This window comes from Arachidicoccus sp. BS20, from assembly GCF_001659705.1.
Lineage (GTDB): Bacteria > Bacteroidota > Bacteroidia > Chitinophagales > Chitinophagaceae > Arachidicoccus.
In genome coordinates, this window is record NZ_CP015971.1 from 2725502 (window position 1) to 2746542 (window position 21041).

The 21041-nt window shown below is 37.2% G+C and carries 17 protein-coding genes and 2 tRNA genes; 7 read left to right on the forward strand and 12 right to left on the reverse strand.

Annotated elements, in window-relative coordinates:
• Positions 1–17: 17 nt before the first annotated feature.
• The 8 genes from A9P82_RS12005 to A9P82_RS12040 all read right to left on the reverse strand — a co-directional run bounded on the left by A9P82_RS12005 (position 18) and on the right by A9P82_RS12040 (position 8395).
• The gene (locus A9P82_RS12005) at positions 18–533 is read right to left on the reverse strand and encodes a gamma carbonic anhydrase family protein (protein WP_066208148.1); all 516 of its coding nucleotides are present in this window, start codon (positions 531–533) and stop codon (positions 18–20) included.
• Between the two features lie 89 nt (positions 534–622).
• Positions 623–1540, reverse strand: a complete 918-nt coding sequence (locus A9P82_RS12010) for a phosphoribosylaminoimidazolesuccinocarboxamide synthase (protein ID WP_066208151.1) — start codon at positions 1538–1540, stop codon at positions 623–625.
• Positions 1541–2184: 644 nt separating this feature from the next.
• A complete protein-coding gene (locus A9P82_RS12015) occupies positions 2185–2544 on the reverse strand; it encodes a LytR/AlgR family response regulator transcription factor (protein WP_066208154.1) in 360 nt (119 codons plus the stop codon).
• A gap of 13 nt (positions 2545–2557) precedes the next feature.
• Positions 2558–2743 (reverse strand): hypothetical protein, encoded by a 186-nt coding sequence (locus A9P82_RS12020; protein WP_156522679.1) that lies wholly within the window; start codon positions 2741–2743, stop codon positions 2558–2560.
• Positions 2744–2951: 208 nt separating this feature from the next.
• On the reverse strand, positions 2952–3680 hold the full coding sequence (locus tag A9P82_RS12025) for a LytR/AlgR family response regulator transcription factor (RefSeq protein WP_082915332.1): 729 nt from the start codon (positions 3678–3680) through the stop codon (positions 2952–2954).
• Positions 3677–4381 (reverse strand): sensor histidine kinase, encoded by a 705-nt coding sequence (locus A9P82_RS15665; protein ID WP_197492164.1) that lies wholly within the window; start codon positions 4379–4381, stop codon positions 3677–3679. The genes A9P82_RS12025 and A9P82_RS15665 overlap by 4 nt, the downstream gene beginning before the upstream one ends.
• A 524-nt stretch (positions 4382–4905) precedes the next feature.
• Positions 4906–7959 carry a lantibiotic dehydratase gene (locus A9P82_RS12035; RefSeq protein ID WP_066208163.1) on the reverse strand — a complete coding sequence of 1018 codons (3054 nt, stop codon included), beginning with the start codon at positions 7957–7959 and terminating at the stop codon, positions 4906–4908.
• A 362-nt stretch (positions 7960–8321) separates the two neighbouring features.
• A tRNA-Ile gene (locus A9P82_RS12040) sits at positions 8322–8395 on the reverse strand.
• A 124-nt stretch (positions 8396–8519) separates the two neighbouring features.
• On the opposite strand from A9P82_RS12040, the gene A9P82_RS12045 reads away from it, so the two are divergent.
• The 4 genes from A9P82_RS12045 to A9P82_RS12060 all read left to right on the forward strand — a co-directional run bounded on the left by A9P82_RS12045 (position 8520) and on the right by A9P82_RS12060 (position 11297).
• Complete coding sequence (locus A9P82_RS12045) at positions 8520–9647, forward strand: glycosyltransferase (RefSeq protein ID WP_066208166.1); 1128 nt, start codon at positions 8520–8522, stop codon at positions 9645–9647.
• Positions 9648–9736: 89 nt separating this feature from the next.
• Positions 9737–10312, forward strand: coding sequence for a Crp/Fnr family transcriptional regulator (locus tag A9P82_RS12050; protein WP_066208168.1), 576 nt, complete (start codon positions 9737–9739; stop codon positions 10310–10312).
• Positions 10313–10383: 71 nt separating this feature from the next.
• Positions 10384–10884: a cupin domain-containing protein gene (locus A9P82_RS12055; RefSeq protein WP_066208170.1), complete on the forward strand. Its 501-nt coding sequence runs from the start codon at positions 10384–10386 to the stop codon at positions 10882–10884.
• Between the two features lie 20 nt (positions 10885–10904).
• On the forward strand, positions 10905–11297 hold the full coding sequence (locus tag A9P82_RS12060; RefSeq protein ID WP_066208172.1) for a DUF4267 domain-containing protein: 393 nt from the start codon (positions 10905–10907) through the stop codon (positions 11295–11297).
• Here the strand turns inward: A9P82_RS12060 and A9P82_RS12065 are convergent.
• Positions 11294–12151 (reverse strand): NAD(P)-dependent oxidoreductase, encoded by an 858-nt coding sequence (locus tag A9P82_RS12065; protein ID WP_066209899.1) that lies wholly within the window; start codon positions 12149–12151, stop codon positions 11294–11296. The genes A9P82_RS12060 and A9P82_RS12065 overlap by 4 nt on opposite strands.
• 13 nt (positions 12152–12164) lie before the next feature.
• The gene (purD, locus tag A9P82_RS12070; RefSeq protein WP_066208175.1) at positions 12165–13439 is read right to left on the reverse strand and encodes a phosphoribosylamine--glycine ligase; all 1275 of its coding nucleotides are present in this window, start codon (positions 13437–13439) and stop codon (positions 12165–12167) included.
• Between the two features lie 87 nt (positions 13440–13526).
• Here purD and A9P82_RS12075 point away from each other — a divergent pair.
• Positions 13527–13610 (forward strand) — tRNA-Leu (locus A9P82_RS12075).
• A gap of 272 nt (positions 13611–13882) precedes the next feature.
• Positions 13883–15307 (forward strand): AAA family ATPase, encoded by a 1425-nt coding sequence (locus A9P82_RS12080; RefSeq protein WP_369815752.1) that lies wholly within the window; start codon positions 13883–13885, stop codon positions 15305–15307.
• Positions 15308–15649: 342 nt separating this feature from the next.
• Here the strand turns inward: A9P82_RS12080 and A9P82_RS12085 are convergent, their stop codons facing one another.
• Positions 15650–17116 carry a bacterial Ig-like domain-containing protein gene (locus A9P82_RS12085; RefSeq protein ID WP_082915333.1) on the reverse strand — a complete coding sequence of 489 codons (1467 nt, stop codon included), beginning with the start codon at positions 17114–17116 and terminating at the stop codon, positions 15650–15652.
• Between the two features lie 924 nt (positions 17117–18040).
• Complete coding sequence (locus A9P82_RS12090; RefSeq protein WP_082915334.1) at positions 18041–20071, reverse strand: tetratricopeptide repeat-containing sensor histidine kinase; 2031 nt, start codon at positions 20069–20071, stop codon at positions 18041–18043.
• 241 nt (positions 20072–20312) lie between these two features.
• Here A9P82_RS12090 and A9P82_RS12095 point away from each other — a divergent pair, with 241 nt between their 5' ends.
• The gene (locus A9P82_RS12095; protein ID WP_066208183.1) at positions 20313–20981 is read left to right on the forward strand and encodes a hypothetical protein; all 669 of its coding nucleotides are present in this window, start codon (positions 20313–20315) and stop codon (positions 20979–20981) included.
• The last annotated feature ends 60 nt before the right edge of the window (positions 20982–21041 follow it).

The following is a 21041-nucleotide window of genomic DNA, read 5'->3' on the forward strand; positions in this document are numbered from 1 at the left end:
CATTTAATGGAATACCATTATTTAAAATCCTTGTACCAATCTGCATAGAAAACGTAATTGTTGGCTATGCGTTCTATTTCCTGCTCAATTAAATCGGGGGAAATTTCTTTCACTTTTTTTGCAGGAACGCCTGCATAAATTGCGCCTTCTTCCACAATCGTATTTTCCAAAACCACCGCACCTGCGGCAATGATGGAATTGGAATGAATCAAACAATTATCCATCACAATCGCGCCCATGCCGATTAAGACATTGTCGTGAATAGTGCAGCCGTGAATAATGGCACGGTGCCCGATGGAAACATTGTTGCCGATAACGGTTTTCGTTTTTTCGTAAGTGCAATGCACCATTACGCCATCTTGAATATTTACTTTGTTGCCAATGGTAATAGAATTAACATCGCCGCGGATAACTGCGTTGAACCACACGCTGCAATCATTGCCAATGGTAACGTCGCCGACGATAGTTGCTGTGGGCGCGATAAAAACATTTTCTCCAACCTGCGGCGTTTTGCCTCTTAAAGAATGTAACATTTTATGTATGATTTATGATGTAAGAATTATGATTTTTCTTTGCGAGCCGTTGTATCTTAGTGGTTTAGTTGAGCCACAAAGACTCCAAGTTACGCTAAGGCTTCCACAATTGCTTTATACGTTGCTTCGTCGCTCCGGTTTTCGGGAACAAATTTTTTGCCTGTAACCTGCTCGTACAATTCAATGTATCTTTTGGAAATGGTATCAATCCATTCGTCCGGCATTTCGGGAACGGTTTGATTTTCTTTGCCCATGAAATTATTTTCCATCAGCCATTCGCGCACAAATTCTTTGCTCAGTTGTTTCTGCCGTTCGCCTTTTGCTTGTCGTTCTTCAAATCCATCTGCATAAAAGTAGCGCGAAGAATCGGGCGTATGAATTTCGTCCATCAGAATAATTTCGTCGCCTAATTTCCCAAATTCATATTTTGTGTCCACCAAAATCAAGCCGCGCTTTGCAGCCAATTCTTTGCCGCGTGCGAATAAAGCCAGCGCATATTTTTCCAACGTGTTCCATTCATCCTGCGTTGCCAAACCTTTTGCAATAATTTCTTCTTTGGAAATATCTTCATCGTGCCCTTCATCGGCTTTGGTCGATGGCGTGATAATCGGCGCAGGAAAAAAATCATTTTCTTTTAATCCTTCGGGCAAATTTACGCCGCACAAAATTCTTTTTCCGCTTGAATATGTCCGCCACGCATGACCCGTAAGATTGCCGCGCACCACCATTTCAATTTTGAACGGAACACATTTTTTACCAATGGAAACATTGGGCGCAGGAACAGCCGTGAGCCAATTAGGACACACGTCCTGCGTGGCTTTCAGCATTTCTGCCGCAACCTGGTTTAAGACTTGTCCTTTGTAAGGAATGGGTTTTGGAAGTATCACGTCGAATGCGGAAATGCGATCGCTTGCAACCATCACCAACGTATCATCGCCGATGGTATAAACGTCGCGCACTTTGCCTTTGTAAAAATTTGTCTGGTTGGGAAATTGAAATTGGGGCATAAAAAATTTTGTGGTTTCTGTGCGGTAAAATTAATTCAAATGAAGCATTCAAGATTGATAACTTTTAACTTTAAAAATTGGTTGTTACAATGAGGTACGGGAAAAAGATAATCGCAAAAAATAGTATTATTTATTATTGTACTTGAAAAAGGATTTTATCTTCATTACATTAAGAACAGCAATGGGATTATTCTTCTCAATACGCTTCATTATCAAAACTGACTTTTGATAATGAAGCGTTCGAATGCCGGTAATCCCGAAGAGTGCATCCACGAAGCATTGGACATACGAATATGATAAGCAGTAACAGTTTTATAGGCACGGTATCTATTCTGCAATGTAGTTTTGTTGTACTTGGTTGGTGTCATAGGTTAGCAACAGCCAACAATTAACTGAACGTAAAAGAATTCAATATTATTTAGTCAAGAATAAATGTCATATTATTCCTGTGGTTAAGTATTCTGATGGAAACAACACTGATTACGTTACAATATCTGATAAGAAGTGTAACTTGTCTCATAGTTCTTCCGTTTCTTTGAGTTATACTAATTTTTAGTTCTTTGACTAATGGACTGTTTTTTCTTTGGTGGTTTTTTGCATTTGAAAAAAAGCGCCCAAAATCCGATTGTATTGTGTATGTTCCATTATACTATGATACGCTCAAGTTCCCGAACAAATGCCTTGTAGCTAACCGGTTTATGGAGATAACCTAAATTAGAGATATCCAGCTGTAAATTTTTTTCAATAAAAGATTTAGGATATGCCGTAATAAATATTATCATTAAATCTTTTTTTTGCATTAACCGCTGAATTTGATATTTATCGATACTGCCTGTATTAACGTCAAGAAATATAATGTCCGGTTTATTATCGTGAATAAAGTCTAAGGCATCTTTTAAATAATCAAATTTCGTAGTATTTAAAAATGGCGTTTGTTCAATATATTGTTCGATAACATAAGTCGCTAATGGTTCGTCTTCTATAATCAGGCAATTTATGTTCATAGCATCAAGGAAATTAAATAGTAGATGTCATTCCTCCTGTAATTGTTATATCGGTAGGATGGGTGTCATCGGAAACCTTGTCCGTTACAGGTGTGGTTTTCTGCTTGTCTCTAATTGATAAAGCATCAAGCTTGATAACTATTTTTTTCTCGATTTTCAGTAACCCGTTTTCTGTGTTTTTAAGTTGTGAAGTTGTCATTGTTATAAATTTTGAATGAATCAATTTGTTTGTCAATCAAAAGTGATAACAGTTGCAGAAGAGAAAAAACTTTTTCGACGTAATGTCGGAAAGCATCCGACGAAATGATAGTTTTGACCGATGAAGTAAAAACGAATGAAGGAGGTAAAATGCCCGGCAAAAGATTATTGACAGGGGTTAGCGGTTTTAGCAATAACCACTAAAGAGTTCACAATGTATCATTGATGTTAAGAGCTTTGTACAGATCTTCTTTGCGTATTTTAGCAATATTTAATACATCTCCATTAGACAATTCTACCATATTTCCCATGATAGATTTGATATGTTTGAGAGCAACCACATAGGCTCTATGAATCTTGAAAAATTTATCGGCGGGCAATCTTTCTTCAATTGCTTTCATACTTGAAAGCGTAACGAATATATTCTTGCCTGTATTAATTTTGACATAATCTTTTATTACTTCTATGTAAAAAATGTCGTCGATTAGAATTTTATTGAGTTTATTATTGGCTTTTAAGAAGATGTAAAGCGAATTTTCTGCGGAAGGCTGCGGGATGGAATTTTTCATGGATTCTATTCTTGCAGCTACTTTATTTACGGCTTTAAGAAAACGTTCATAAGATACGGGCTTTAATAAATAATCCGTTATGTTAAGCTCATAACCGTCAACTGCAAAAGCTCTATGCGCTGTTATGAAAATAATAGCCGGTGGAAATGGTAGGGATTTGACTAATTCTATGCCGTTGATTTTAGGCATTTGGATATCGCTGAACAATATGTCAATTGATTCTTTTTGTAAGATGTTCATCGCTTCAAAAGCATCTTCACACGAAGCGCATAGCTCAAGGCTTGTGGTTTGACCAACAAAATCTTCCACAATGCTTCTGCCAATCGGCTCGTCATCTACAATAAGACATCTCATTCTTCTTGCTGTCATGCTAATTCTATTTGTAACATTACTTCGAAATAAGTTTCCTTGTTATGAATAGACAAATTATATTTATCATGATAGTAAAGTTCCAACCTTTTTTTCACGTTTGTAATTCCTAATCCATGGAATTTATAATTAGTATTGTTTGCAATATCCGGTTCTTTATCGTTAATAATGGAAAAATAAAAAAAATTATCAATAACGTAAATTTTTATTTTCAAAAAGCTGCGGCTTGCAGACTTTAATCCGTACTTGAAAGCATTTTCAATAAAGATAAATGTAAGTAAAGGAGCAATCATTTGGTTAGAGATTCCGGATTCGTCAATATCCAAGTAAATTTCTTTGGATTGATTGTAACGGATTTTTTCCAATGATACATAGTTTTCGATAAATTCAATTTCTTGTGAAAGCGGTACTTTATCTGTGCCTGATTCGTACAAAGTATAACGCATAATGGCGGACAAGTGCAATATGATGTTCGGAATATTTTCGTCTTTTCTTAAAGATAATCCATAGAGGTTGTTTAATGTGTTGAATAAAAAATGCGGATTAAGTTGCGCTTTCAGAAAATCACTTTCCAGATTTAGTTTATCGATTTCCAATTGAGCGGCTTTTTGTTTTGCACTGAAGGCAACCGAATAATAACGAATGATATCAAAAAGAATTTTTATAAAGAAGAATGGAGATACAGAATATAATACAATCATAAATTCTGCAAAAAAATATTGGGGAGATAATATTTCAAGAAAACTTTGTTTGGCTCCGAAAGCGATTGATGATGACAGGCTCTGGATGTTTATTTCTTTAGCAGGTACAAAATTGTATATAAGAATGAAACATACATGATTGATAATTAACCAAAGCATTATGATTGCCGGGAATGATATAATTGTAAGTATTATTTTGTTTTTGAAAAGTGTATTCGGAATGATGATATAAAAGAATAAATAGAAAAATACTGCGTTGCACAACAAGCTTCTTATAATAAAACACAATGAGCCGACAATCGTTAACCCATATCCGAACAATAGGTTTAATAAAATGAGCAATGAGCCTACGGACCACATGAGCGTATGACAAATTAATCTAACCTTTTTATTGTAGAACTTGTCAAAATCAATAAGTGTCAATCGTCCGAGAAATGATAAGGTTTTGCTCTTTTTAATATGAAATATGGGCATTGCCGCGAGAATTATATACTCAGCTAATTTAATGATTTTTCAGGAGAATATCAGTTCGCATATAATAATCTGGTATAATGCCGCCGGCAGAAGTAATATGCCATATATTCCAACAAGCGTTGCTGAGTCTGGAACCAGCGATTTTGACTCATGTGTATATAGCTTAATAGATTCTCTTGCGGGAGTTGTAATTTATTTAATTGCTCGTCTCTTGTTTTAAAATAATCGTCAAAGAGGTTGCTTTGGAAGAATTGATGAATAGGTTCTTTTAACATCCGGTATTTCATGTCCAATTGAAGTTTTAATTGTTTATCAAATTCAAGCAAGAAATTGTCGGACGCTCTATTACATAATTCAAGTTTGGATGCGGTATCCATTCCAAATAATGATAGCCATTTATCGACATTTTTCATTCCGCTGAGGAATCTTATCTGCTCGTTTCCTGTAAAGTCATTTTCACTCAGGCAATCCAGAAACAAAAGACTGTCCTGAAAAAAAGCGTTTTCACTTATTAGCATAGAACTACTTCCGTATCTTTCTATTTCTCGTTCATAAGTGTCCATTTGTATTTTCCACACCGACCTGTCTTTATAAAACGGGCGAAGCTGCTCGTGAAAATAACTTGTTGCTGTTGCGAAATGATATTTATTGCAAGGAGCTTTAAGTTGCATACGAAACCGCAAGTGGTAATGAGGGTCTTTGTATCGAATGAAAAATGCTTTTTTTATAATATTCATTTTCAATAATGAAGTAATTGTCGGCTTCACTACTTCGTTTAGAATTGAATCAGATACAAAAGCGCCACAATATATTTTGTAATAAATCCATTCACTGCCGGGAGCGAAAGTTTTTGTTATGTTATTTTCAGATTTTAAATATGGAACGAACGATGATATTGGTTTAATTTCTTTTTTTGATACAGGCAGTATAAATTGGCTCACGTTGTGCAAGTTGTTTGCATTTGATTCATGATGCAGCCATTCAACCAGTTTAACCGGAGAACGTTTTTTAATTTTCTCCAAAAGGATTTCAATATAACTGTCGTTTTGGGTATCAATGAATAATTCATTGTCTGCTTCGGTCATACATATAAGTTGTGGAACGTTCCATGCTCTGAAAAAATTTTTAAGCGCTAAAGACGGATTGTTACTTGATGTTATTATTTCAATATCTCGAGGTTGTATATACCATGTAGCTCTGTGCAGGATTATATTTTTATAACTAATGCGTGGAAGAAACCGTTTCTTGTTTACTATTGTTCCCCAATTTATACCAAGACCGGTTCTGCCTTGGTGTTGTAATGCTGCTAAGAATTTGTACACAGGAATTATGCTTTTTGAATAATTGTGTGCATTGTTCAGTCGGGGAACTATCCGCTTATTAAGTCTGGCTGAACGAAGTATTATTTCATCCTGAATTACAGATACATGTATATCATCCAGACGAATTGTTTGCTCATTGTTGGACGACGAAGATAGTATGGGAATTTCATAATCATATAACTTTACTCTTCTGGCAACATTGCCTGTTCGTCCTTCCGGTGTGTGGGCTATTTCTGCAAACAAGGTGTTCTTTTGACTGTTTATCTCGTCTTCGGCAAGCAGTTTAGAGAAACTATTAAATTCATCATTCATATAAGCGAATCTGCCAAGCAGACTGTTGGCATTAGCTCCGCCAATATTTTGTATATAAATATTTCCCGATGGTAATTTCGTACCGGTTATAGAAATCTGGTTAGGCAATTCTTTTATTTTATCCTCAAGGCTGTCAAGGTTATACTCTTCCAGGCAGATGCCGTGCTGCATTTCGTGCGGAGTTATTGTTTCGAGGATATCTTCCAGCCATAATTGCGCTTTATCTAAGGAAATTACAGCTTCACTTTTTGAAGGCACATTTATATTTCCCAATACAGAATTATATACCGTATCGCCAATGCTTTCCCGGGGTAAAAATCCGATTCCGGATTCCGGGTCTAACACTTCGAGCAACGGAATTTCAGCGCAATCATATTTTTCCCGGAAAATTTTTTTGAAGAGATTAAGTGTTGTTTCATGAGAAGTAATTGTAGCTGACAGCTTGCTCATCATACTTACTGCATTTTCAATATTATTTATTTCACTTGTTGATAAAGTAATGTCTGCTGATGTTGGATTAAGTAAGTCCACATGAAATAAATGTTCAGGTACATCCTTTATTCCATGTTCTTGAATTATTTTTTTTAGGTGTTCAATTTCTTGGTATGGAACTTCTCCTAATGGAGCTGAATTTAGCTTTGTAATGACTTGTTCAATATGAGAAAATAATGTCGCGTATTTTTTTATATTCGGAATATTCTCCTTCTTTTGAATTTCTCTTAAAATAGTTTTGAATCTGTCAAGTTCGTTTTTCCCGGTCGGGTTGATGCTTAATTCACTGATAAAAAACTGATTAACAATTAAAGTTTTCATAAAGCCGCCAATTTCTTCTTCCGTATATTGCTTGTACAACAGATTTTTGATGTCGGCGAATGAAATGGTTTTTGTTTTACCAAGCAAGATGATTTTTTCCAAAATAGCAGTAGCTTCTATTGAACTTATTTGATAATTGTATTGTCCGTTTTCTATAATAGTTTCTATGAAACGATACTGTTCCCGGATGTTATATAAAGTTTCATTGATTTTATATCGCAAATGCTGCCATATTTTTTCATCCGATTCTATTAGATTTTTTATGAGATGAAGCAAAGCCATATCGATTCTGGCTATCCGCATTGCGCTTTTTTCATTGCATGGCAATTTTGAAAAGGTGTTATGAATATCACACCCGGCGAATGTGCCGTAAGGAGTGCATCGGGTGGAAGCTCTTATCACATACTTTTTTAAAGTTGTCATAAGCTTGGTATTTTTGATTGGATTGCTACTCTCGTTTTTATAATTCAGCACTTGTTGGTATAATTGGGGAGAGCTCCAATATATACTTTCAACGAAAAGCCCATTACTTACGAGCGACACCACCACTTCTTCGAGTTTTTTCGTTTGATTTTCTTCTGAAAATAGGATTGAATATGGAAATGCCGGGCTTCTGGTAATTACTTTTTCGTAAAAGTTGAATAGTTTTTCTTTCATTTTTATCTTGTTATTTGATTATGCTTGTTTAAAAAAATTATTATGTTTCAAATAATGCAAAAGGGAAAGTTATAGCAAAATTTTGTATGGAGAAGTAACAAGCCGGTTGTATTGTAACATCTAATAATGCTTGCATTCGCGGCTTGTTTTCAGAGCATTCAAGTTGCCGGAATCAAAGTTGAGGTACAAGTTTTCCTGATAAAAATTTTTTCGATGAAATTGCTAAAGCTTTCGATGAAATTCGAGATTGAGTCGATATAGTAAAAACGTTGATTTGTGGCAACAGCATTCGAGTTGTATCCAATTATGTATCAAATGAAAAAAGCAGCTATGAATTTACTTCATAACTGCTTGATTTTCAGTGGTCCCAGATGGGCTTGAACCAACGACCCCCTGATTATGAGTCAGGTGCTCTAACCAACTGAGCTATAGGACCGGGAATTTTTGAGCAATGCTTAAAAATTCGAGGCTGCGAAGATAAAGATTTATTTGAAAAACACAACGTTTCGTATTGCACGAAAAAATTCGAGCATAATTGAAACTACGCTTATTTTTGCGATATGAAGATACCGCCGTTTTCTTTAGGATTCATTTTTTTTGCAGCATTCTGTTTGGTTATTTTTATCCAACTGTGCTATTATCTCTTCGTCTTTGGAAAACTGGCTTTTTATAAACCGAAACAAAAATCATCTTCACAGGAATATCCCGTTTCCGTAATTGTTTGCGGTAAAGATGAAGCTGAAAACATCGCTACACATTTGCCTGCGGCGCTGGTACAAAATTATACCACTACGCACGAAATAGTCTTTGTGGATGATAACTCTACTGACGAAACAAAATATTTATTGGAAGGATTGGGCAGGCAATTCAAAGGCTTACGCACATTGCTCTTGACACAGGATGCAATGGGCATTCCGGGTAAAAAATTTCCTTTGTCGATGGGCATAAGGGCTGCCAAATACGAAACGCTTTTATTGACGGATGCAGACTGTTTTCCTGCTTCGGAAAACTGGATAAAACTGATGCAGGACGGTTATGACGAAGGCATCAGCATTGTTCTTGGTTATGGCGCTTATGCAAAGAAAAAAGGTGTGTTGAACAAACTGATTCGCTTTGAAACTTTTCATACGGCGCTTCAATATCTGAGCTTTGCGTTGGTAAAAATGCCGTACATGGGCGTAGGAAGAAATCTTTCTTACAAAAGAGAAATGTTTTTAAAAAACAAAGGATTTGCCTCTATCAATCATATTCCGGGCGGCGACGATGATTTGTTCATTATCAAAATTGCGAACGAAACAAACACGGCAATTGTGATTGATAAAGACGCGCACACCATCAGCGAGCCGAAAGCAACATGGCGCGAATGGCAGAAGCAAAAACGCCGTCATTACAGCACGTCAAAATATTATCCCGCGAAGTTCAAATGGTGGCTGGGCTTGTATTCTTTCTCACATTTTCTGGTGTATCCGTTACTTGCGGTTTCGATTATTTTCTTCAATTGGTGGCTGCCTTTGTCGGTTTATTTTTTAAGACTGATTGTACTTGCTGTTATTTGGAAAAAGACGATGAATAAATTGAATGAAAGTGATTTGTGGTCAAGATTTTTGCTGTTCGATATTTGGATGTTTTTATATTATTTTATTATGTCGCCAAATATTTTTCGCCGGGCGGAAAGAAAGTGGAAATGACATTTCTTAGAGAATACACAAAGGAATTGAATTATTAAGATTTACTTCTTTACAATAAGAGCTTTAGTTTGGCTTAATGATTTTATATCATGCAATCGCAATTAATTTCAGTAATAAAAAATATTATCCGTTTAAGTGAAAATGATGAGGAAATTATTCTGAAACTCTTTGTACCAAAGGATTTTCGCAAAGGGGAATATTTTTTAAAAGAAGGACAAGTAAGCAGAGAAATTGGTTTTATCGAAAAAGGATTGGTGCGGTATTACATTAATAAAGAAGGCGAAGATTTGATTTATTCTTTCGGAAAAGAAAACGAATTTGTGGGCAACTATGAAAGCTTTTTAGACCATTCTTTATCAAACAAAAATATCCAATGTATTGAAGATACTACGATGTTGGTTGTGTCTTACAATAATTTGCAAGTGCTGTATGATGAAATTGCGGAAGGACAAAAATTAGGACGGCTCGTTTGCGAAAATCTTTTTGTAGAAGCTATTAGGCAGATTACCTCGTTATACACCGATGCGCCGGAACAACGCTACAAGAAATTTTTAGACTTATATCTTGATTTACAACAACGCATTCCACAATATTATATTTCCTCTTTCGTTGGCGTAAAACCACAATCATTAAGCCGAATCAGGAAAAGATTATCCGAAAATTGATTTATTAACTCAGGTGCATGAAATCCGGTTTTTGAATAATGAATTTTGCTTTGTAAACAAAATGAAGCAAGATGAAAATTATTCAATCGGCAGGTAATACGGCGCAGAGCATTATTGAGTTTGACATTCTTCCCGGCGAAAAAACGCCTTGGCATTATCATACACTTTTTTCCGAAACTTTTCAGATTATAGAAGGTTCATTGCAGGTTGGAAAGAACGATAAAATTATGGTTCTTCAGGAAAATGAATCAATAACCATTCATCCAAAAGAAAAACATTTCTTTCACAACATTTCTTCAAATCCTTGCCACATCATCGTTACGGTAAATCCTGGCAGCATAAATTTTGAAATGGCATTGTTCATTTCAAAAGGATTATACAAAGACGGACTGGCTTCAGCAAGCGGAACGCCGAAGCGCTTGAAAGACCTTGCATTGTTCGTTTTTTTAAACAATTCCCAAATGGTCGGCTCTCAAAAAATGGCCATTCCGTTATTCAATTATCTGGTAAAGAAAAATATTCGTAATGGTTATCTCGATGAATTAAAACATCGATATGTGAATAATCTTTAATCAGTTTTAAAAATATAATTATGAAGAAAATCAATTTTTGGCTTTGCCTTTTATCGGGCTTAATGCTCATGTTTATCGGGTTAAATTTTATTTTCAATCCGCTTGGAGCCGAAGCAGGATACGGCATTCATACAAATACCAACGGCGATTTTTCGTTTCAATATATCAAAGGTATCCGCGATTTTTTCAGCGGATTAATTATTGTTGTATTGATTTTTACAAAAGAATATAAAGCGCTTGGTTATGTTTTGTTGCTCGGAGCAATTATTCCTGCGGCAGATTTTTGCATTGTGATTTCGCATCCCGATTTTACCGCAGCACATTTGTATGCGCACACAATTGCGGTAATGATTTGCGTTGTATGTGGCATTTATTATTTGAAAAATCCGGCTAATAAAAAACAGCCGGATTAATGACCCTTCAAATATTTATACACTGCAATCATGTCTTCTTCGGCATAATCATTTTTTGCTTTTTGATAGGTTTCAAAAGAAGCATTGCCAAGCGGAAAGTCAAGCCCGATGCCTTTTGCGAGTGACAAATCTTTTACGATATTTTTCAGTGAAAACGCAGGTTTGTAATCGTTGTTCAAAATAATATCGCCTTTCAGTTTCATAAAAATATTTGCCATAGCGCCGTTGTTTAAAACGGTCAGTAAATTTTGAACGTCAATATTATTTTTTTCTGCAAAAGCAACAGCTTCCGCCAAGCCCTGCGCATGAATCGCAAGCAATGTATTCACAACCAGTTTCAACGCATTAGCGCTGCCTGTTTCGCCGATGTATAAAATTAATTTTCCTAATTTTTCAAACAACGGTTTTGTTTGTTGGAAAATATTTTCATCGCCGCCAACCATGATAACGAGCGATGCTTCCGTTGCCTGCTTCACGCTTCCCGATACCGGTGCATCAAGATAATGCGCATTTTTCTGCAAACATTTTTCCGCCATTTCTTTGCTGATATTCGGCGAAACGGAACTCATGTTGATAAAGATTTTCCCTTCAACATTTGTAGAAAAAATTCCGTTTCCGCTTTCAAATATTTGGCGTGTGGCATTATCGTCCGTAACCATTAGAAAGATAATATCGCTTTGCTCAACAAGCGCTTCCGGCGTGTCCGAAACCGATGCGCCCGCTTCTTTTGCGATAGCATCTTTCGCCTTGTTATGATTAAACACCGAAACGCTGAAACCCGCGTCAATCAAGTGTTTTGCCATTGGATTGCCCATTGTGCCAAAACCAATCCAACCGATTTTTGTCTTGTTCATTTTAAAAATTTTTTTATTCAAATTCGTAACCAATATCTTTTCTGTAATTCATTCCCTCAAAAGAAATTCCTTTTAAAATATTCTTCGATTGCTGTACGGCTTCGCCAATGTTTTTCCCGTAAGAAGTAACGGCTAAAACACGCCCGCCGTTGGTAACAATATCATTGCCTATAACTTTAGTTCCCGCATGAAAAATAATAGATTCGCCCGGAATATCTTCAGGAAAAGAAATCACTTTTCCTTTCTCATAATCGCCGGGATAGCCGCCGCTTACGGCAACAACCGTTGCGCAAGCGCGTTCGTCAAATTCAATAGTTGTTTCACTTAGTTTACCATCGTGCAACGAAATAAATAATTCAACCAAATCATTTTTTAGTCGTGGCAACACAACTTCCGTTTCCGGGTCGCCCATGCGGCAGTTGTATTCAATCACGAAAGGTTCGCCGTTTACATTAATTAATCCGAAGAAAATAAATCCTTTGTATCCAATATCTTCTTTAGACAAGCCATCAACGGTCGGGCGAATAATTTTGCTTTCTATTTTTTGCATAAAAATTTTGTCCACAAAAGGAACGGGTGTTACACAACCCATGCCGCCTGTGTTTAAGCCGGTGTCGCCTTCGCCGATTCGCTTGTAATCTTTTGCATGACCGATTATTTTATAATCTTTTCCGTCCGTCAAAACGAAAATGCTCACTTCGATGCCGCTCAAAAATTCTTCAATCACCACTTTAGATGAAGCCTCGCCGAATTGTTTGTTGATAATCATTTCTTCAAACACATTCAACGCTTCATCATGTGAAGTCGCAATCACAACGCCTTTGCCGGCAGCCAATCCGTCGGCTTTTAATACGATTGGCAAACTGTGCTGTTGAATATATTTCTTTCCTTCTTCAAAATTAGTTGCATCAAACTCTGCATAATCCGCAGTTGGAATGTTGTGCCGCTGCATGAACTTTTTGGAAAATGCTTTGCTGCCTTCGAGTTGTGCGCCATATTTTGAAGGACCAATCACAAAACCTTTCCAATCGATTTGATTTTTGAAAAAATCATACACGCCGTTTACCAAAGGGTCTTCGGGTCCAACGACAAGGAGTTCAATATTATTTTCGATACAGAAAGATTTTTGTTGTTCAAAATCATTGACGTTGATATTTACGTTCTTTCCAAGCCTTGCTGTGCCTGCGTTTCCGGGCGCGATAAATAACTTGTCGCATAATTTACTTTGTTTCATTTTCCATGCAAGCGCATGTTCCCTTCCGCCGGAACCGAGTAATAATATGTTCATAAGATTCAATAAAAATTTTATGGAGCGAAAATAAAACAATCGGTCGAGTGGAAATCTAAAAAAGAATTTATATTTGCAGCCCTGAATGCCCAAGTGGCGAAATTGGTAGACGCACTGTGTTCAGGTCGCAGCGTCCGCAAGGATGTGCTGGTTCGAATCCAGTCTTGGGCACAAAGGTGAATTAAATGTTAAATACATTGGTTCACTTTTTTATTTATCTGCTAGATGTATTCTCGATTTCCTCGCTCAACACAACAGATACAAAAGATTACGACAGTAACATGTTTGATAGAAAAGAGGGTGATTTGAAAAAAATGAGATTACAAAATTTCTTAGAAGAGGATTTGAAATGTAAATTTATATTTGTCCATAACTTCCTTTAAATATATATTTGTGGACAATTATAAAACATTAAACATGTCCATAAATACATATCTGAATTAATCGTTGGCAGAGATGCCGAGAAAAAAATCCTTAAAGAAGTGCTTGATTCAAAGGAAGCCGAACTACTTGCCGTTCTTGGCCGGCGGCGGGTTGGTAAGGCTTTTCTTATACGGAATTACTACGGCAAACAACTTATTTTTGAGTGTACAGGAATGCACGAGGCAAGCTTGACTGAACAACTGTCGAATTTCAGTAGTGCACTTCAGCAAGCCATGCAGTTGCAAGTTCCACCGGCAATACCGGATAGCTGGATGCAGGCTTTTACTTTTCTGAGCAATTTTCTGCAAACAAAGCCTGAAAAGCAACCGATGGTTATCCTCTTTGATGAATTCCCCTGGCTTCATACGGCAAGATCCGGATTTCTGGCGGCATTCGGACATTGGTGGAATACCTGGGCATCTCGCAGGCCGCAGTTGAAAGTAGTCATCTGCGGTTCTGCAGCATCCTGGATGATTGAAAATGTTCTTCATAACCGCGGTGGACTTCATAACAGAGTAAGCCGTACCAGTCGATTGCTACCCTTTAGTTTAAGAGAAACGGAAGCCTATCTTGTGAGCCGAAGTATCAGTCTGGACCATTATCAGATATTACAGTTGTATATGGCAATGGGAGGCATTCCCCAATATCTCAAACAAGTTGGCAAAGGAGAAAGTGCAAACCAGGTAATAGATAAACTCTTCTTTGAAAAGGACGGTATGCTGAAAACAGAATTTGACGTATTGTACAGGTCATTGTTCAACAATGCAAGTCACCATGAATCAATCGTTCGGCAACTTGCTAAAAAGGCAAAAGGGATGAGCCGGGCTGAAGTTATTGAGGCATGCGGGCTTACGACCGGTGGGACAACAACAAGGTTGTTCGAAGAGCTCGAACAGTCCGGATTCATTTCCCAATACATACCATACGAAAAAACTTCACGCGATGCTATTTATAAATTGTCGGATGAGTATTCTTTATTCTATCTGAAATTCATTGACCGAGCCCGTGCCACAGGTACAGGCACCTGGCATAAACTTGCGCAAGGACAATCTTATAACAGCTGGGGCGGTTATGCTTTTGAAGCCATTTGTCAAAAACACATACAACAAATTAAAGAAGTTCTCGGTATCAGTGGTGTATATACCGAAGCATCCGGCTGGAGATATGCTCCGAAGACAGGAGAAACCGGCACACAAATCGACTTGTTGCTTGACCGGCAGGATCGTTGTATCAATCTATGCGAAATGAAGTTTTCCGGTCAGGAGTTCGTCATTGATAAAAAGTACGCCTCAGAACTCGACAATAAAGTGAATGTCTTTAAAGAACAGACGGAAACTAAAAAAACAATTTTCCTTACAATGATTACTACATACGGTACCAAACAAAATATTTATTACACGGGGCGCATTATATCAGAAGTGAAAATGGAGGATTTGTTCAGGTAATTTATCTTTTGGTAAAAATGTCGTAGTGCATATTTTTTTCATAAACATTTTCAATTGAACCATATTTGCAAATTTCCTCCTATTATTTCATTGTTGGAAATCTTTCCATTTTAATCTTAACGAGATTAAAATCTGTTTTAATTAAAATGATGAACGATGATTAAAATAATTAAATTCAGTGTGGGAAAGAAAGTTCCGGTTTTGTATTGTGTCGCAGTGAATCCGAATCTTCCACTAATGTATCCCTTGATAGCGCATATTTTACTCACGAACACACATTAACGACTCCTTCCTATTATGAGAAAAGTCATCGTTGCAAGAGCCTCTGGCTCTTTATCTTTTTTATTCAAACGTTATTTTGCGAATGCCATCGTTCTCATCTGCTACATATAGATTGCCCGAAGTATCCATTACTATAGCATTCGCTTGGGAAAATTGGGCCGCTGCTCCCACGCCATCAGCCCTGCCGCCAAATCCACCACTGCCAGCAATAGTAGTAACTACACCTGTGGATATAACTATTTTTCGAATAGCGGTAATATCTGCTACATATAGATTGCCTATTCCATCATACACTATACCAGCGGGAGCCAAGAATTGAGCCGCTGCTCCTTTTCCGTCGACTATACCACCGTATCCACTACCTGCCAATGTGTTCACGGAGCCTGTTGGGCTTATTCTTAGTATGTTGCTGCCACCGTAATTCGCTACATACACATTACCCGCAGTATCTAACGCTACACCTTTGGGATAATTAACATCAAGCCCACCGTTACCGCCAGCCAGGGTAGTTACTTGTCCGGTAGCGATTACTATTTTTCGAATGGCATCATTAAACAGATCAGCCACATAAAGATTGCCATGTCCATCGAATGTTAAACCAGAAGGATAATTAAATGTAGCAGCCGTCCCAAAGCCATTGGTAAGTCCTTGCCCACCATTCCCTGCTAATGTACTTATCTCGCCTGTGGATAATATTATTTTGTATATAGTGCTATAACTACCACTCGCTACATACAAATTCCCCTGCCCATCAAGTGCTAAGCCATCCACACTGCCGAAATTAACGTTCATATCACTAACTATACCAACAGAGGTTATTTTGAGAATAGAATAAAAATTGTTCGTATACATATTATCCGAAGCATCCAACACAATACTCAAAGGGTTACCTCCACCAACTGTAAGAGTAGATACTACTGCAGTAAACACATAGGTAAAATTAGTAGCAGAGGTAGCTGTATTGTTTGCAACAGTTACACTTATTTTACCACTGCTATTTTTATCTTTTGGCACTTTTACTGTCAACTGTGTCGTAGTTGCTGAAACAACGGTTGCCGCTATACCATTAAAGGCTACTATATTGTTTGCTGGTGTGGGATTAAAACTTACTCCTGTAATTGTAATAATTGAATCGTGCTGTGCTTCAGCAGGGCTAAAGCCAGTAATAGCAAGTGCAGCGTTTACGGTAATCCCCGTAAAAGTAGTCGTTTGACCATCATAGGTAATGGTTACTGTTTTATTACCCACCGTAGAAAAATCATAACTCAACATATTCGCAGTAATAGTTATTTCAGATGTGGACTTATCGCTATATGTAGCAGTTACCACCATTCCCGTTGGGTCAAAGGTATCGCCGATTGTATAAGCAGTTTTAACGGGTGGTGTAGTTACAGCGATAGATGTAAGTATTTTTGCAGCTGGAGGATTTTTTTTACATCCTGCAAAAAATAACACCACAAAGAGCAGTGTTAAGCCCCAATTAAACTCTGACAAATTCTTTAAGCAGCAATTTATACCCAGTTGCATGTATGTTAAAGTTTTAGGTAGCGTAGTTTAAGTTTTATAAAATCGTTTACAATGTTATGGCTTATTTTTAATTATAAGAAATATTCTACATAGAAATACCTCCAACAATATCTTGGTTTATTTCAAGTGCTTAAAAAACATATTCTGTGTCAAGTAATGCCAAAACTGTTCATGAACACTTTTTTTGAACAAATTTTTTGAAGAAAAAATCGTTTTTTGTATTATTTTCAATGACAAAAATATTTTCACAAACTTTACAGCAATTTCGTGAACATTTGCACTATTATCCCGTTAAATATTATATATACCGCAAAGTTTTAAATTGATAAAGTTTTTATAACGGCGGATGCCTAAAGCCGTATATGTCTTATAACTAGCTAATAAACATCAAATTATTCATCATCAAGTTTGACTAATTTTCTTAAATCAGAGAGGAAGTTATCGGATAATTGTACCATAGGGCGCACCAAAATGGACAAGTCGAAATTTTCTTCGGTTTGTCCATTTTCATTTTCGCTGAAACCTGCTATTTAATATTTCATAATCTATATATCATATCTCCATTCTCAGCTTTTGAAGCACAGTTGCTATTGAAGAATATCAAAACTGGTAAAATTTATAGGATCGCCTAAAACTGGCGGATATTTCTTAACAAAATTTATGCAATCGCGGCTCAATAAAGAATGATTAAAATGGAATATCTAAAATAGTCCAATAAACCTTTCCTGAGTTTTACCAGACATGATTTTTAAATAACGCCTATCTTACCTATGCCAACGAAAAAAGAGTTGGCAAATATTTGCAGACTTTGCTTATTTGTTGATTAAGCAAGCTAGCAAAGACATCGTGCCTAACGAATACTTATCCGGATTCAATTCAAGACAATGATATGGCACAAACCGAATGCCCCAAACCAAAACACCATTACCCATTACGTAAAACCGGCAACTTTAAAACAGCTATAGCACCATGACCAACGATGTTGGACTCTAAAGAAAACGCCGCCATCTCTTTACCGAAAGATTGATTGATAATGGAGATTCTTTCACGAAGCAATGAAAGCCCCAAAGATTTTTTCTTAACAGCCGGCACGGAATTTCTTTTTTGTGCTTCTGCCAATCCGGCTCCGTTGTCTTTCGTAATAAAAATGAGCACATCTTCCCTGCGCACGGCGGTTACTTTAAAGTGCGGGTTATCGTCTGCCGAGTTGCGCAAACCATGATGGATAGCATTTTCTACGATAGGCTGCATCATCATGGGTGGAATGAGCAATTCGGATAAGTTTGTACCGGCGCTCAGTTCAAATTCATAAGAAAACTGATGATTGAAACGCATGGCTTCCAATTCTGCATACAGCTTTAATGCCTGCCACTCGCGTTCGGCATTGACATATTGCCGGGTAGAATTTTCCAGTGTAAGCCTGCAAAGCGATGCAAACTTTTGCAGCAGCCGGCTTGCAGTAACTGCATCATTTTCCATAATGTAAGACTCAATAGAATTCAGCACGTTGAAAATAAAGTGCGGATTCATTTGCGCACGTATGGCTTTCAGTTCGCTTTGTGCAAGCTGATTTTGAAATGCCAGCTCACGCTCTTTCTGCAATGCTTCACGCTGCTGTATGGCATTCTTTAAACGGAGTTGTTTTATTCTGTACCTGTTCAGAAAATACAGAAAAAAAACAATGGCAATGAACAGTGCGAGCGCCGCATACACCCACAATTGCCGCAACTTTAATGCAGATAATTTTTCCTGCTCTTTATAAACGGCTTCTTTCTTTTCAAATTCATAATTCGCTTCGAGTTCTGCAATTTTGTTGCGGTTTTCGGTTGAATATACCGAGTCGTTAATTTGATCGGCTTTCTTTAAATTTTTCAGCGCCGTTTTGTAATCGCCACTTGTTTCATTAACCGCCGACAAGAATTTAAAGAATTCTCCCAGATTGCTTTTATTATTGGTTTGATCGGATAAACCGATTCCTTTTTTCAAAAAATTTCGAGCGCTGTCAAGTGACGGTCCGGCATCTTTTTTTGTGGTTATGCCCAATGTATCTTGCCACGCTTGGTTAAGATATGCAATTCCGAGGTTGAGCAGATTGGCAATGGCAATGTCATGGCCGGGGCTTATTTTGTTCCATATATTTTGAGATTCCTTTCCAAGCAGGATGCTTTTTTGAATATCTCTTTCAATTACAGACAGTGCATAGTAAACATTGGCTGCGCCAAATTGGTTGTTTACTTTTCGGTATAAAGAAAGAGCCGTTTTATAATATATTTTGGCGGCGCCGGTATCTTTCTTTCCTAAATATGCGTTCGCCAAATTTTGGTTGGCCTGCGCTTTGATTTCATTATTATTGGTTTTTTCGGCGTAACGCAGCGCTTTTTCGGAATAACTGAGGTCTTTGTCTGTATTGTCCATTTGTCCATAGAGTGCCGCGATGTTCCCGCAAATGACACTTAGGTTATAATAGTCTCCGGCTTTCTCTGCGATGGGCAATGCTTTAAAAAAATATTTGGCTGCCACCCTATAATTACCGCTGTTGTTGTATGCTGTACCGATGTTCTGTAACGAAGAAATAATTCCTCGTTTATAGCCAATAACACTATCTGTGTCGTATGCTCTTTTGAAATAGAGAATGGACGAATCGTATTTGCCCGCATCCGACAATACGTTACCGATAGAAATATTGAAAGCCGCAATTCCTTTATTCCAACCGGCTTTTTCGGCTTGCGTCAAGCCTTCTTTGGCATATTGCAGGCTTTTGGCAGGATCGATATGAGTATAAGCATCTCCTATTCTATAGATAAGTTTGATTCTGTCTGTATCGGATTGTGGTTTCTTCAAATCGTTCAGCATTGAATCGATTGCTTCTCTTCCTTGTTTTTGAGACAATGCGAAAGAGAACGTAAGCAAAAAAACGCAGACCGGGTATATTCTTTTAGAGAACAAGCATTTCATACGTCTTACATTTTATAATGACATTCTCGACGGAATTAAAATAATTGTATTGTGAGAAGATTACATTTTTATTCCGAAGCGCCTTATCAAAGATAGCATGCTGTTGCAGCATTTGAAAAAACCTTTACTAAGTGGGAAGTACTTTTCGTGACCTTAAACAGCCGCTTCACTCATTTACGGAAAACGGCTGTTCTACATCGTTCTAATTTCGGTACAGAATTTCAAAATAAAATATTATGTCATGAAAAAATTTATATGCCTGTGCTTATTTCTTCTGTTGCTTGCCTCTTGCAGTAAAAAGGACAACCCGTCCGGCAATGCCGACTCAGGCAAAACGGATATGACAAAGTATTACATTGTAAGTAATCAGTCGTTCAACGGTATAATGTTTCCTGCAGCCCTTATCTTCAATTCCAATGCGCAGGGTGTTTATTTCAAGCAATATAATAGCTCTAATTTCGAATATAAAGTACAAAACGGGCTACTGCAAATAAATTTTGGCGATGCCAATCTTTCATGGAAACTTGACAACGAAACCTTGTCTGATTGTTCCTCGAATTTATTTACCGATTATACGCTTGAAAAGATCCCCGATTCCGATCCTTTTGCCGGCAACATATATACCGGCACGGAATATTCTGCAAACCTAAGCACAAGCGATGTTAATAAAGTTCCGGCAATCAGTAATATTCTCGCATTTAAAAGCGGGCAATTTACCCTTACGGTAATATCTCAGCAAGGAATTCCGTCAACAATTTCAGGCGATTATACAAAAGAGGTATATGGTGTTGCAACCGCTAATGTGGGCGGTGAAGTCTGGCGCTTTTATATACAGCAAGGGAAACTTTTATTCACCTGTTATAATGCAAATGCCGAGGTTGTCGATTTTGGCACATATACAAAAAACTGATCGGGATTTTTGGGCAACGAACTTCAAAAGATTAATCTGCACAAATAAAAAAATATGAAA

Coding starts and splice junctions, on each gene's coding strand:
- A9P82_RS12095 (WP_066208183.1), top strand. CDS start 20,313: ATGAAAAAATTTATATGCCTGTGCTTATTTCTTCTGTTGCTTGCCTCT.
- A9P82_RS12025 (WP_082915332.1), bottom strand. CDS start 3,680: ATGACAGCAAGAAGAATGAGATGTCTTATTGTAGATGACGAGCCGATT.
- A9P82_RS12060 (WP_066208172.1), top strand. CDS start 10,905: ATGAAGAAAATCAATTTTTGGCTTTGCCTTTTATCGGGCTTAATGCTC.
- A9P82_RS12010 (WP_066208151.1), bottom strand. CDS start 1,540: ATGCCCCAATTTCAATTTCCCAACCAGACAAATTTTTACAAAGGCAAA.
- A9P82_RS12085 (WP_082915333.1), bottom strand. CDS start 17,116: ATGCAACTGGGTATAAATTGCTGCTTAAAGAATTTGTCAGAGTTTAAT.
- A9P82_RS12065 (WP_066209899.1), bottom strand. CDS start 12,151: ATGAACAAGACAAAAATCGGTTGGATTGGTTTTGGCACAATGGGCAAT.
- purD (WP_066208175.1), bottom strand. CDS start 13,439: ATGAACATATTATTACTCGGTTCCGGCGGAAGGGAACATGCGCTTGCA.
- A9P82_RS12090 (WP_082915334.1), bottom strand. CDS start 20,071: ATGAAATGCTTGTTCTCTAAAAGAATATACCCGGTCTGCGTTTTTTTG.
- A9P82_RS12035 (WP_066208163.1), bottom strand. CDS start 7,959: ATGAAAGAAAAACTATTCAACTTTTACGAAAAAGTAATTACCAGAAGC.
- A9P82_RS12055 (WP_066208170.1), top strand. CDS start 10,384: ATGAAAATTATTCAATCGGCAGGTAATACGGCGCAGAGCATTATTGAG.
- A9P82_RS12020 (WP_156522679.1), bottom strand. CDS start 2,743: ATGACAACTTCACAACTTAAAAACACAGAAAACGGGTTACTGAAAATC.
- A9P82_RS12050 (WP_066208168.1), top strand. CDS start 9,737: ATGCAATCGCAATTAATTTCAGTAATAAAAAATATTATCCGTTTAAGT.
- A9P82_RS12015 (WP_066208154.1), bottom strand. CDS start 2,544: ATGAACATAAATTGCCTGATTATAGAAGACGAACCATTAGCGACTTAT.
- A9P82_RS15665 (WP_197492164.1), bottom strand. CDS start 4,381: ATGATTGTATTATATTCTGTATCTCCATTCTTCTTTATAAAAATTCTT.
- A9P82_RS12045 (WP_066208166.1), top strand. CDS start 8,520: ATGAAGATACCGCCGTTTTCTTTAGGATTCATTTTTTTTGCAGCATTC.
- A9P82_RS12005 (WP_066208148.1), bottom strand. CDS start 533: ATGTTACATTCTTTAAGAGGCAAAACGCCGCAGGTTGGAGAAAATGTT.